We start from the raw sequence: 13899 nt of genomic DNA, 5'->3' as shown, positions 1-13899 counted from the left end.
GGGCCGCCGCCGAGGCGCGGGCCGAGGTCGGCGCAGCCGGGCGGCTGGCCGAGGAGCTGGCGGCCGAACTGCGCGGCGCGCCGCCCGCCGATGAGGTCGACGCGGCGCTGGAACACCGGCAGGCCGCGGAGAGCGCGGCGGACCGCGCCCGGACCGCGGCCGGCGCCGCCCGCCGAGCGGTCGAGCAGGCCAGGGCCGAGCGGGACGCGCTGCGCGCGGAGGAGCAGCAGGCCTGGTCGGCGCTGCGGGACCGGCGCGACGCCGTCGTCGCGCTCGGCGCGCCCGCGGTGGACGGCGCCGACCTGGCGACCGCCTGGCGGGACCTGCTGGCCTGGGCCGATGACCGGCGCGTGGAGCTGTCCGGCCAGGTCGCCGAGCTGGAGTCGGCCGAACGGGACCTGCGGTCCCGGGGCACCGCGGCGGCCACCGGGCTGGTCGGGCTGCTGGAGCGCACCGGCGTGGACGTCGCCGATGCCGGCCAGGCGCAGGTCGCGCTGGCCCGGCACCGGGAGCGGGCCGCGCGCGACCTGGCCGAGACCCGGGAGCGGGCACAGCGGGCGGCGGCGCTGGCCGCTGAGGTCGAACGGCACCGGGCCGACCATCAGGTCGCCGAGCTGCTCGGGCAGTTGCTGCGCTCGGACGGGTTCGAACGCTGGCTGTGCGCCGAGGCGCTGGAGTCACTGGTGCTGGAGGCGTCGCAGACCCTGATGCAGCTCTCCGGCGGGCAGTACGAGCTGCACCGCGGCGCGCGCAACGAGCTGTTCGTGGTGGACCACAACGACGCCGGCACCCGGCGACCGGTGAACACGCTGTCCGGCGGTGAGACCTTCCAGGCTTCGCTCGCTCTCGCGCTCGCCCTGTCCCATCAGGTCGTCGGGCTGTCCGGCGGCCGGCGCGACCTGAACTCGATGTTCCTCGACGAGGGCTTCGGCACGCTCGACGAGTCCACGCTGGACACCGTGGCCAGCACGCTGGAGCGGCTGGCGCAGGAGACCGACCGGATGGTCGGCATCGTCACCCACGTCCCGGCGCTGGCCGAACGGGTGCCGGTGCAGTTCGCGGTCAGCCGCGACGGCGCGTCGTCCCGGCTGCGCCGGGTCGGGATGTGAGGGTGGTGATATGACCGCCCTGCTTCGGCCGACGTCCTACACGGTCGACCCGTGGGATCCCGGGTACGGGATGGCGCTCGAGATGGACGAGCGGGAGTCGAGCGCGCGCCTGGACCTCGACCTGGAGCTGCCGGCCGCCCGCTGGCGGGCGGTGACCCCGGGCACGGCGGCCGCGCTGCCCCCGGCGGTGCTGTTCCTGGACGGCGTGCGGCGCATCGACGCCCGGGTCTGGGTGCACACCGAGGAACCGCAGCCGGTTCCGGCGGTCGCCGCGTCGCTGGCCGCCGGGCTGGTCTGCTGCGACGGCGCGGCCACCATCGTGGATGTGCGGGTGGACCGTGGGCTGTACACGGCGGCGGCCGCCGGGGACATCGTCACGCCGCACGCCACCTACCGGCTCCGTCCCGCCCGGCCCGGGCTGGACGCGCTGTCGCTGGCGGTCCAGAACCGGCTCGCCGAACTGGAGGTCGAGCTGGCCGCGACGTGGCGGGCGGGGGCCACCGGCGACGACCTGCTGGTCGTCGACGGGCCGCTGCGCGGCCGCACCCACCTGCCGCGCACCGTCGGCTATGTCAAGACACACCACAAGACCTACCTGCCCGCGCCGCAGGCCGCCGTGGTCGCCGGGCTGGCTCCGGGGCAGCGCAGCCCGGTGTTCGGCATGGGCACCTCCTGGGAGCGGCGGTCCTGGTATCTGCGGCTGCCCGGCGGTTCCCGCGCCCCCTGGTCGGCCACGGTCCGTCTGGAGTGCTCGCCCGACCTGCCGGCCGGCGAGGTGACCGCGCTCGCCGACCTCACCTGCCGGATCCTTCCGCCGCTGGCCAGCGCCCCGCACAAGGACCCGCGCGCGCCGCAGAACCTGGTCCCCATCGGCGGCCTGGAACGCCAACTCCGGCACCGCCTCGGCGACGCGGCATTGCTCTATCGCTCATTGCGCTCTCCCGCGTCATAGGCTCCGGGTATGACCGGACGAGCGTTGGTGTTGGGTGGCGGCGGGGTGGCGGGCGTCGCGTGGACGACTGGGATGCTGGCCGGACTGGCCGCCGAGGGGCACGACGTGACCGACGCGGAAACGCTGATCGGCACCTCGGCCGGTTCCGTTGTCGCCGCACAGGTCGGCACCGGCGTCGCGCTGGAAACCCTGTACCAGCGCCAGGTCGACCCGGCACTGTGGACTCCCGAACTGCCCCCGGGCGGAATGCCGGTCAGCGAACTGTTCGAGACCGTCGCCGCCTGGGCCGAGGAGATCGGCGATCCCGCCGAACTGCGCCGCCGGGTCGGCGCCCTGGCGTTATCCACCCCGTCGGTCCCCGAACCCGAGCGCCGTGCCGTGATCGCCGCCCGGCTGCCCGTGCACGACTGGCCGGACCGCGCGTTGTCGATCGTCGCCGTGGACGCCAACACCGGTGACCCCTGGGTGTTCACTCGCGACTCGGGGGTCTCGCTGGTCGACGCCGTCGCCGCCAGTTGCGCCGTCCCCGGCGTCTGGCCGCCGGTCACCATCGGCGAGCGCCGCTACGTCGACGGTGGCGTGCGCTCCCTGGCCAACGCCGACCTCGCCGCCGGCCACGACGTGGTGGCGATCATCGCCCCGATCGACGACCCCTCGGTGGCCGATCAGGCGGCCGAGCTCGCCGACGCCGGCACCCGCACCGCCATCTTCACCCCGGACGAGGAGTCCCTGGCCGCCTTCGGCCCGGACGTGCTCGACCCGGCCACCCGCGCCCCGGCCGCCCGGGCCGGCCGCGCCCAGGGCCAGCACCTGGCCGCGACCGTCGCCACGCTGTGGGGCTGAGATGTGATCTTGTCGGGCCGGCCGGGTAGCGTCGAAGGCATGGCTACGCTGGTGTCTTTTCACGCGCATCCGGACGACGAATGCATCTCCTGCGGTGGGGTCATGCGCAAAGCTGCCGACGAGGGGCACCGGGTGGTGCTGGTGGTCGCCACGCGCGGGGAGAACGGGGAGGTTCCGGACGGTTTTCTGGACGAGGGGGAGCAGCTCTGGGAGCGGCGGGTGGCCGAGACCGAGGCGTCGGCGGCCATCCTGGGGGCGCACCGGGTGGAGTTCCTCGGCTATGTCGACTCCGGGATGATGGGGACGGCCACCAACGACGCGCCGGGGTCGTTCTGGATGGCGCCGGTGGACGACGCGGCGGCGAAGCTGGCGGCGATCCTGGTTCAGGAGCAGGCCGACGTGCTGACCTGCTACGACGACAACGGCCAGTACGGGCATCCGGACCACATCCAGGTGCACCGGGTCGGCATGCTGGCGGCGAAGCTGGCCGGCACGCCGCGGGTGTACCAGAGCACCATCAACCGGGACGACATGCTGCGCGGGATGGCGGAGCTGGGCGAGGCCGGGGAGGCGGAGGGGCCGGAGATCGACCCGAGCACGTTCGGCAAGCCCGAGTCGGAGATCACCGCGGCGGTCGACGTCACGCCCTATCTGCAGGTCAAGCGCGCGGCGATGCGGGCGCACGCCAGCCAGATCAGCGAGCAGTCCTTCTTCCTGGCCATGCCCGACGAGGCCTTCGCGCGGGCGTTCGGCACCGAGTGGTTCATCCGGGTCGGGGAGGGCCCCGGGATCACCGAGACCGACCTGCTCGCCGGGCTCTGAAACCGGGGGCCGACCCTGTAGCGTGCGCGCATGTCGCAGCCACGTGACCCGTACCGGCAGTACCCGCAGCAGTCCTACGGCCAGTACCCGCCGGACTACGGGCAGCGGTACCCGCAGCCGCAGCCGCCGCAGCGTCCCCGGTACCCGGAGCACGAGCGCGGCTACGAGCGGGACGCACCGGTGCGGCAGCGTCCGGAGCCCCGGCCGCCGTCCCGGCCCGCGCCGCAACCGTCCCGGCCGGCCTCCGGGCCGAGCCTGGTGCCGAAGCGGCTGCCGGGGTTGGGGTTGCTGCTCACCGGGCTCGGCCTGGCGATCCAGATCCTCTGCCTGACCGTGCTGCCCTGGGTGCGGGTCGACGCGGCCCAGGGGGCATCGCTGTCCCTGCCCGAGTTGTTCGACCTCGCCACCGAGGTCGGCGCGCACGGCTTCGGCGCCTGGTACGTCGTCCTGGCCGGCTACCCGCTGGCCGTGCTGAGCATCCTGCTGGCCCTGGCGAGCGTGCTGAACTCGGTCGCGCTCAAGATGATCTGGGGCGGGCTGACCGTGGCCGGGCTCGGCTTCCTGGTGCTGCGCTACGGGTTCGGGCCGTTCGCCGAGCTTGCCACCGGGGACGGTCCGCTGGACTTCAGCCGGCAGGAGATCACCACCGCGGCCATCGCCGCCGCCGCGCTGGTCGTCGTGATCTTCGCGTTGAAAATGGCGGTTTCCATGTTCCGGCGGGTCGCCGGTCTGATCCTGCTCGGATTCGCGGCGATCCATGTAGCGGCGGTGGCCGATCTGGCGACCGACTCCACGGCGGAGTTGGGCATCGGCGCCTACGGACCGGCCGTCGGCTACGTACTTGTCGCGATCGCGGCGTTTGTCGGGCCGCGCAGGCTTCCCGGAGTCTGATCCCGCGCGCTACCATGCACTTCCCGGATAGTGGGAGCACTTCGCTTACCAGATCCGGCAAAGTCAACCGGAGTTCCCCGCTTTGCGCGGCTCTAAACATGGCACCGGAAAGAATCTCAAAATAGTTCCCTGACGGATAGTGACTACGCATGTTTGTCACATATCATGATGGCCCGTTCGGCGGATTCGCAGTGTCCAGAATCGCGTCTACATTTGGTCTCAGTGATCCAATAACAAACTGAGGTTTCACCCTCGGGTAAAACGGCAAGTTCATGTGGCGCTCCCGGTATCGCCTTTCGCCACCAAGGTGGCTCGGTTCTTTACTGAGGAGTAGCTCCACCTGTGCCGACTTCTCCACCGACGTGAGGACCAATGGATACCGCCTGTCTTTCTCATGCGTTAGAGCGATTGGCCCGCACCGCCGCGGTGCCGGGGGCCCAGCTGGCCCTGCACACCCCGGCCGGGTCCTGGACCGCCGCCTACGGCGTCGAGGAAAGGGGGGACGGGCGGGTGCTGACGCCGGAATCCACCATCCCCGTCGGCTCCATCAGCAAGACGTTCACCGCGGCCCTGGCCATGGTTCTGGTCTCGGACGGAGATCTCGACCTGGACACCCCGGTCACCGAGTACCTCCCCGACCTGCGCCGCGCCGGTGGCCACGCGACCCGGCTGACCCTGCGCCACCTGCTCAGTCACACCTCCGGCCTGCCATCCGACCGCGAGCATCCGAGCGCCACGTCGCTGCGCCGGCACGTCCTGGACTGCCTGCGCGAACTCGACCCGCTGGACCGCCCGGGCCGCGCGTTCTCCTACTCCAACATCGGTTACGTGCTCGCCGGCTACCTCGTCGAGGCCGTCACCGGCATGACCTGGTGGGAGGCCATGGAGGTGGTGCTGTTCAAGCCACTGGGCCTGGCCCCCAGCTTCGTGGTCGGTCCCGCGACCCGCCGCCAGACCGCCTCCGGCCACTCGGTCAACCCCGCGCTCGGCCGTATCCGTCCGGTGCGTCAGTCGTTGGCACTGGTGGAAGCACCGGCCGGAGCAATCGCGGCCAGCGCCTCCGACCTGGTCGTTCTCGGCCGGCTGCTGGCCGGGCACGACGACAGCGGTCTGATCGACGCCGCGGTGCTCGCCGAGATGCGCACGCCCCTGCCGGGAGCCGAGCCGTTCGGCGTCGCCGACGGTTGGGGCCTCGGCCTCGCGCTGTTCGACACCGACGACCGGGTCTGGTTCGGGCATGACGGAACCGCCGAGGGGACCTCGTGCCACCTGCGGTTCGAGCCGGTCAGCGGCACCGTGGTGGCGCTGACCACCAACGGCAGCACCGGCATCCCGATGTGGCACGAGTTGGTCGCGGTGCTGGGCGAGATGGGCCTGCGAATTGGCGACTACCACGGTGCCGCGCGGATTGAAAGCCCGACCGTGCCGCTCGCCGAGTACGCCGGATGCGTTGGCGGCTACCGAAACGGTGAGATGGAGTATTCGGTCCGGCAACACGCGGACAAACTCCGGCTCACCGTCGATGGCGAGCCTTACGGTGAACTCGTCCTGTATCGCGATCTGGTTTTCGCGGTCCGCGACCTGGATACCGGATTAGTCGACCAGACCGGCCGCTTCATACGCGACGCGCGGCATGGCGAAATCGGTTGGGTGCAGGTGGGCGGACGGCTCGCCCGGCGCCGCGACCTGGCTCGCGAAGTGGCCTGACGCCGGCCCCCGGCCGCCGGAAACCGAATTCTCGAAAGGTTCTCAGCATCATGATCCAGGACGGTATTCGCCTGCCCGAAAACGGGTCGGACGTGCCGGTGCGGACATTTCCCCGGATGTTCGCCGGGGCGGTGGCCCGGTTCGGGCCCGAGCCGGCCGTGCTGGCCGACGACCGCATGCTGACCTACGCCGACCTGGATGCCGAGGCCAACCGCCTGGCGCACTGGCTGATCGAGCGGGGCGCCGGGCCGGAGCGCATCGTCGCGCTGCTGCTGCCCAGGTCAGTGGCCATCGTGGTGGCCCAACTCGCGGTCATGAAGGCCGGCGCGGCGTACCTGCCGATCGACCCGGACTATCCCGCCGACCGGATCGACTTCATGATCGCCGACGCGGCTCCGCTGCTGTGCCTGACCGCCGGCGACCCGCCCGACGTGCGCGGATACCCGGCCACCGACCCGGGCGTGGCGATCTCGGCGGACCACGCCGCCTACGTCATCTACACATCCGGTTCGACCGGCCGGCCGAAGGGCGTCGTCGTCTCACATCGTGGACTGGCGAACTTCTCGGCGGCCGAGATCGACCGGTTCGACGTGCGGCCCGGGGATCGGGTGCTGCAGTTCTCCTCCCCCAGCTTCGACGCCTCGGTCCTGGAACTGTGCATGTCGCTGCCGGCCGGGGCCGGGCTGGTCGTCCCGCCGCCGGGACCGCTGGTCGGCGAGCACCTGGCCGAGGTGATCGACACCCGGGGCGTGACGCACGCGCTGATCCCGCCGGTGGCGATGGCCACGGTTCCGGACGTCCCGCTCGCCGGGTTCCGGACGCTGATCGTGGGGGGCGAGGCCAGCACCGCCGAACTGGTGGCCACCTGGGCGCCCGGCCGCCGAATGATCAACGCCTACGGCCCGACCGAGAACACCGTGGTGTCCACCTGGAGCACGCCGCTGCGCCCGGGCGGGACGCCGCCGATCGGCGCGCCGCTGCCCAACATCACCGCACACGTGCTCGACGACGACCTCGCCGTGGTGCCGGACGGCACCCCGGGCGAACTGTACGTCGGCGGGATCGGCCTGGCCCGGGGCTACCTGGCCCGCCCCGGGCTCACCGCGCAACGCTTCCCGGCCAACCCGTACGGCCCGCCGGGCAGCCGCATGTACCGCACCGGGGACGTGGTGCGCCGCCGGCCGGACGGCGACCTCGAGTTCGTCGGCCGGGCCGACCACCAGGTCAAGATCCGCGGCTTCCGGATCGAGCCCGGCGAGATCGAGGCCGTGCTGCGCCGCCATCCCCAGGTGCGCGACGCCGTCGTGGTGGCCCGCACCGAAGGGGCGCACAAGCGGCTGGTCGGTTACGTGGTGGCCGACCCGGAGCCGCCGGCCGGCCTGCGCGAGCACGTCGCGGCCACGCTGCCCGACTTCATGGTGCCCTCGGCGTTCGTCGTGCTGGACCAGTTCCCGTTGAGCCCCAACGGAAAGCTGGACCGCGACGCGCTGCCGGCGCCGGTCGCGGGGGCCGGCGCCGGTCGCATCGAGCCGCGCGACGAGCGGGAACGCGCGCTGGCCGCCATCTGGGCGCAGGTGCTCGGCGCGCCCGAGATCGGTGTCGAGGACGACTTCTTCGCCCTCGGCGGCGACTCGATCACGGCGGTGCGGGTGCTGGCCCGGATCCGGACCGCGTTCGGCGCCGACCTGTCGCTGCGGGACCTGTTCGACGCGCCGACGGTCGCGGCTCTCGCGCCGGCGCTGCCGCTGCCCGGCCGGGACACGCACACCGGGATCCCGCGCGCCGCGCGCACCGGGCCGGTGCCGCTTTCCGCCGCACAGCACCGGTTGTGGCTGCTCGACGACGGGATCGCGCACAACACCGGAGTGGCGCTGCGGTTGTCCGGCCCGCTGGACGTGCCGGCGCTGCGCGCGGCGCTGACCGCACTGGCCGCCCGGCACGAGGCGTTGCGCACCACGATCGGCACCGCCGGCGGTCAGGGCGTGCAGATCGTGGCCGAGCACGGCGACCTGCCGCTGCGCGTGGTCGAGGTGGCGCCGGACGATCTGGACGCCGAACTGCGCCGCGAGCTGACCCGCCCGTTCGACCTGGGCGCCGGACCACTGGCCCGAACCCTGCTGGCCCGGCTGGCCGAGGACGACCACGTGCTGCTGCTCTGCCAGCACCACATCATCACCGACGGCGCGTCGGTCAGCCTGCTCATCGACGAACTGGCCGAGCTGTACACCGGGGCGAGCCTGCCCGAACCGCCCATCCAGTACGCCGACTTCGCGGTGTGGCAACAGGAACAGCCGGTCCCGGCCGAGCGGATCGACTACTGGCGCCGCGAGCTGGACGGCCTCGGCGTGCTCGACCTGCCCACCGACCGGCCGCGGCCGCCGGTGCGCACCACGGCCGGCGCGGTGCTGCGCAGGCGGCTGTCCGCCGACACCGTCCGCCGGCTCGGTGTGCTGGGCCAGGCGCACGGAGCAACCCCGTTCATGACGCTGGCGGCGGCGACCACCGTGCTGCTCGCCGGTCGCAGCGGGCAGCGCGACATCGCGCTGGGCACGGTGCGCGCCGGCCGGGACCGCCCGGAGCTGGAGAAGCTGGCGGGGTTCTTCGTCAACACGCTGGTGCTGCGGTCCCGGCTGGACGGCGCCCGGCCGTTCACCGACTTCCTGGGCGACATGCGGGAGACCGTGCTGGCGGCGTTCGCCAACGAGGTGCCGTTCGACCGGCTGGTGGACGGCGTGCGTTCGCCGCGCGACCCCGGCCGGACCCCGCTGGTGCAGGCGGTGGTCGCGGTGCACCAGCCGCTCGTGCGGCGCGCGGAGATCGGCGCGCTACGGGTCGCCGAGCACGACCTGCCGCGCCCGGCCGCGCGGTTCGACCTGGTGGTGGAGTTCTGGCCGCGGGCGGACACCTTCGACCTCACCATCGAGTACAGCACCGACCTGTTCGACGCCGGCACGATCGAGGCGATCGCCGCCGACCTGGTTTCGCTGCTCGACTCGGTCACCGCCGATCCGGACCAGCCGCTCGCCGGGTTCCTCGGCGCGGAGCGGGAAACCGAGCCGGCGCCGGCGCGACCCGCGCGGCGGCCGGGCCACGTCCCGCCGCGCACCCCGGCCGAGGCGGCGCTGGTGGCCGTGTTCGCCGAGGTGCTCGGCGAGCGGCGGATCGGCGTGCGGGACAACTTCTTCGAGCTGGGCGGGGACTCGATCCTGGCGATCCAGGTGGTCAACCGGGCCCGGCAGGCCGGCTTCGCGCTCACCTCGCGGGACATCTTCACCCACCAGACGATCGCGGAACTGGCCCGGCACGCCGGCACGGCCGGGCCGGCGGCGGGGGAGCAGGGACCGGTCACCGGGCCGGTTCCGCTCACCCCGGTCCAACGCTGGTATCTCGAGTCCGACCCGGTCAACCCCGCGCTGTTCCACCAGACCCTGGTCACCGACTTCGACGAGGACGTCGACCCGGACGCGCTGCGGGCGGCGGTGGCCGCGCTCACCGAACACCACGACGCGCTGCGCATGCGCTACAGCCAGCAGGACGGGCGCTGGCGGCAGGACGGCGCCCCGGTCGGGGAGCACTCCCAGCTGAGCTTCGCTCTGCTGAACCCGCGGTGCGTCGCGCTGGCCGCGCACCACCTGGTCGTCGACGGGGTGTCCTGGCGGATCCTGGTCGAGGACCTGCACACCGCCTACGCGCAGGCACGCGCCGGCCAGACCATCCACATCGGACCGAAGACCACGTCGTTCCGGGACTGGGCGACACGTCTGGTCGGGCACGCCGAGTCCGGCGGCTTCGCCGACGAACTGGACCACTGGACCGCGGTGGCCGGGGCCGGCATCCCCCGGGACGAGACCGGCCCGAACACCGTGGGCTCGCTGCGGTCGGTGCGGGTGCGGCTGGACGAGGCGGAGACCCGGGCGCTGCTCCGCGACGTTCCCGGGGTCCACCAGACCCGGATCAACGACGTGCTGCTGGCCGCCGTCGGCCGGGTGCTGGCCGAGTGGTCCGGTCAGGACCGTGTGCTGATCGACCTGGAGGGCCACGGCCGGGAGGAACTGTTCGACGGCGTCGACCTGTCCCGCACGGTCGGCTGGTTCACCACGATCTACCCGGTCGCGCCGGACACCTCCGGCGCCGACTGGGCGGAGCGCCTGAAGTCGGTCCGGGAACACCTCCGGTCCGTCCCACGGCGCGGCATTGGCTACGGCGCGCTGCGTTACCTCGCCGGCGCGCCGGGCCTTTGTCATCAGGCCCAGGTCAGCTTCAACTATCTCGGCCAGTTCGATGGTTCGACCCGCGACCTCGACCTCGACGAGGACACCGACGCACGCCGCCCGCACCTGATCGACGTGGTCGGCAAGGTGGAGCGCGGCCGCCTGGAGCTCACCTGGTACTACTCGGCCAACGCACACTCGGAGCGCACCGTCGCGGCGCTGGCCGAGCGGGCCGGGGCCGCGCTGCGGGAGATCGTGCGGCACTGCACGGCCGCGGTCGATCCGACCACCGGGTCCGGTGTCGAGGACGTCTATCCGCTCACCGCGATGCAGGCCGGCATGGTGTTCCACGGCCTGTCCCAGGGCGAGCAGGGCGTCTACTTCCAGCAGGTCAGCTTCCTGCTGGACGACGTGCCGGACCCGGCGGCGCTGGCGCGGTCCTGGCAGCGGGTGTTGGACCGGACACCGGTTCTGCGTAGTTCCGTTGTCTGGCAAGGAGTTCCGGAGCCGTTGCAGGTGGTCCACCGGGAGGCACGGCTGCCCGTGCGGCAGTTGGACTGGACCGGTCTGCGCGGCCCGGAGCTCCGGGCCGCCCTGACCGAACTGCTCGACGCGGACCGGGCCCAGGGACTGGACCTGGCCGTCGCGCCGCTGATGCGCGTGGTCATCGCCCGGCTGTCGGCCACCGAGGTCCGGGTGGTGTGGAGCTTCCACCACGTGCTGCTGGACGGCTGGAGCGTGTTCCACGTGCTGGCCGACGTGCTGGCCGACCACGCCGGCGCTGAAGTTCCGCAACGCCGTCCGTTCGGCGACTACGTGCGCTGGCTGCGCGAGCAGGACGAGCGGGCGGCGGAGCGGCACTGGCGATCCGTGCTCGGCGACCTGACCGGGCCGACCCCGCTGCCGTTCGACCGCCCGCCCACCGACGCGCACCACGCCGTGTCGTCGGACCGGCACGGCTTCGAACTGTCCACTGTGGAGTCCAGCCGGCTCTACGAGTTCGCCCGGCGCAACCGGCTGACCGCGAGCGCACTGGTGCAGGGGGCGTGGGCGCTGCTGCTCGCCCGGCACAGCGGCCAGTCCGACGTGTGCTTCGGCGCCACCGTCTCCGGCCGGCCGGCCGAGCTGCCCGGCGTTGCCGACATCGCCGGGATCTTCATCAACACCGTGCCGGTGCGGGTCGACGTGCCCGCTGACACCCCGGTGGCCGTGTGGCTGCGCTCCCTGCAGGCCGCCCAGGCCGAGTCCCGCCGGTTCGAGCACGTCGGCCTGCCCCGGCTGCGCACGCTGAGCGGCGTTCCGGCCGGCGCCAACCTGTTCGACAGCATCCTGGTGTTCGAGAACTACCCGGCCGGCGCTCTGCCGCTGCGCGAGCTCAGCGCGGTGGAGAGCACCAACTTCCCGCTGAGCGCCACGGTCTACCCGCACGAGCGGCTGGCCGTCCTGCTCGGCTACGACCCCGAACTGTTCGACGCGGCGACCGCGCGCCGGCTCGGCGAGCACCTTCGCGTGCTGCTGACCGAGATCGTCGCCGACCCGGACCGGCCGGTCGGGCGGGTTCCGATGATCACGCCGGCGGAACGGGCCCAGGTGCTGCGCGGCTGGAACGACACCGCCGGACCGGTCGCCCGCACCACCATCCCGGCCCTGTTCGCCGCCCAGGCCCGCAACACCCCGTGGGCGCAGGCGTTGCGGATGGACGGCGCCGGGCTGACCTATGCGGAGCTCGACGAGTGGTCCAACCGGTTGGCACACAAGCTGATCGAGGCGGGCGTCGGTCCGGAGCGGTTCGTCGGCGTGGCCCTGCCGCGCTCGATCGAGCTGGTGGTCGCGCTGCTGGCGGTGCTCAAGGCGGGCGGGGCGTACCTGCCGATCGACCCGGACCTGCCCGACGAGCGGGTGCGCTTCATGCTCGACGACAGCGATCCGGTGCTGGTGCTGGACCGGGTGGAGACGGTGCACGCGGCCGACGGTTTCCCGGCCGCCCCGCCGGAGATCCGGCCGGATCCCGCGCACCCGGCCTACCTGATGTACACCTCGGGCTCGACCGGGCGGCCCAAGGGGGTCGTGGTGCCGCACCTCGGCGTGGTCAACCGGCTGCTGTGGGGCCGAACCGAGTACCCGCTGGGCATCGGCGACCGGCTGCTGCAGAAGACCCCGGCCAGCTTCGACGTGTCGGTGCCGGAGTTCTTCGGCACCCTGATCACCGGCGCCACGCTGGTGCTCGCCGCGCCCGGCGGGCACCGCGACCCCGGCTACCTGGCCGAACTGATCCAGCGTGAGTCGATCACGTCCGTCCACTTCGTACCGTCGATGCTGCGGGCGTACCTGGCCGAGCCGAAGGCCGCCGGCCGCACCGGGCTGCGGCGGGTGTTCTGCAGCGGCGAGGCGCTGCCGCCGGATCTGGCGCAGGCCTGCCACGAGGTGCTGGGGGTCGCCCCGCACAACCTGTACGGGCCGACCGAGGCCTCGGTGGAGGTCACCTTCTGGGACTGCCCACCCGCGGCGGACCGGGTCCCGATCGGCCGGCCGGTGTGGAACACCGCGCTCTACGTGCTGGACGCCGAGCACAACCCGGTGCCGGCCGGTGTGGCCGGTGAGCTGTACCTGGCCGGCGTGCAACTGGCCCGCGGCTACCACAACCGGCCCGGCCTGACCGCCGAGAAGTTCGTGGCCAACCCGTTCGGGCCGCCGGGATCGCGGATGTACCGCACCGGGGACCGGGTGCGCTGGACCGATGACGGCACCGTGGAGTACCTGGGCCGCACCGACTACCAGGTCAAGATCCGCGGTTTCCGGGTGGAGCTGGGCGAGATCGAGGCCGTGCTGGGCCGGCAGGCCGGGGTCCGGGAGGTGGCCGTGGTGGAACGCGACGGGCACCTGATCGGCTATGCCGCACCGGCCGAGGTGGACGTCGCCGCCCTGCGCTCGGCCGCTGCCGCCGAACTGCCCGAGTACATGGTGCCCTCGGCGATCCTGACGCTGGACCGCCTTCCGGTCAACGCCAGCGGAAAGCTCGACCGCAAGGCGCTGCCGGCGCCGGACTGGAACCACACCGCGAGCGCGGGCTACGTCGCGCCCCGTACCGAAACCGAGCAGGCCGTGGCCCGGATCTGGGCCGACGTGCTGCGCCTGCGCCAGGTGGGCGCCGAGGACAACTTCTTCGAGCTGGGCGGCGACTCGATCGTCAGCATGCGGGTCGCCTCGAAGATCGCCACATCGTTCAACGTCCCACTCTCGCCGCGCGACGTGCTGACCGCGCGGACCGTCTCGTCCCTGGCCGACCTCGTCGAGGAGCTGATCCTGCGCGAGCTCGAGCAACTGGCGCTCGCCGACGGCGCCGAACACGAAGGGTAGGAACCGA

General features: G+C 72.8%; 6 protein-coding genes and 1 pseudogene. All 7 read left to right on the top strand.

Annotated features, from left to right (window positions below):
* The coding region (locus tag VFO68_RS12070) for an SMC family ATPase (protein WP_325158325.1) at positions 1 to 1109 on the top strand (1109 nt) is incomplete at its 5' end.
* A 10-nt stretch (positions 1110 to 1119) separates the two neighbouring features.
* Positions 1120 to 2061: a hypothetical protein gene (locus tag VFO68_RS12065; RefSeq protein ID WP_325158324.1), complete on the top strand. Its 942-nt coding sequence runs from the start codon at positions 1120 to 1122 to the stop codon at positions 2059 to 2061.
* Positions 2062 to 2070: 9 nt separating this feature from the next.
* The gene (locus tag VFO68_RS12060) at positions 2071 to 2904 is read left to right on the top strand and encodes a patatin-like phospholipase family protein (RefSeq protein ID WP_325158323.1); all 834 of its coding nucleotides are present in this window, start codon (positions 2071 to 2073) and stop codon (positions 2902 to 2904) included.
* 39 nt (positions 2905 to 2943) lie between these two features.
* On the top strand, positions 2944 to 3726 hold the full coding sequence (locus VFO68_RS12055; RefSeq protein ID WP_325158322.1) for a PIG-L family deacetylase: 783 nt from the start codon (positions 2944 to 2946) through the stop codon (positions 3724 to 3726).
* A gap of 30 nt (positions 3727 to 3756) precedes the next feature.
* Entirely contained in the window at positions 3757 to 4617 is an 861-nt protein-coding gene (locus tag VFO68_RS12050; protein WP_325158321.1) for a hypothetical protein, read from the top strand.
* Positions 4618 to 5025: 408 nt separating this feature from the next.
* On the top strand, positions 5026 to 6324 hold the full coding sequence (locus tag VFO68_RS12045; protein WP_325158320.1) for a serine hydrolase domain-containing protein: 1299 nt from the start codon (positions 5026 to 5028) through the stop codon (positions 6322 to 6324).
* A 116-nt stretch (positions 6325 to 6440) separates the two neighbouring features.
* Positions 6441 to 13892: pseudogene (locus VFO68_RS12040) on the top strand (amino acid adenylation domain-containing protein); the annotation flags it as partial.
* Positions 13893 to 13899 lie beyond the last annotated feature (7 nt).

The sequence above is a fragment of the Actinophytocola sp. genome (genome assembly GCF_035712165.1).
Classification (GTDB): Bacteria; Actinomycetota; Actinomycetes; order Mycobacteriales; family Pseudonocardiaceae; genus DASYTH01.
This window is presented reverse-complemented; position numbering and strand designations above follow the sequence as displayed.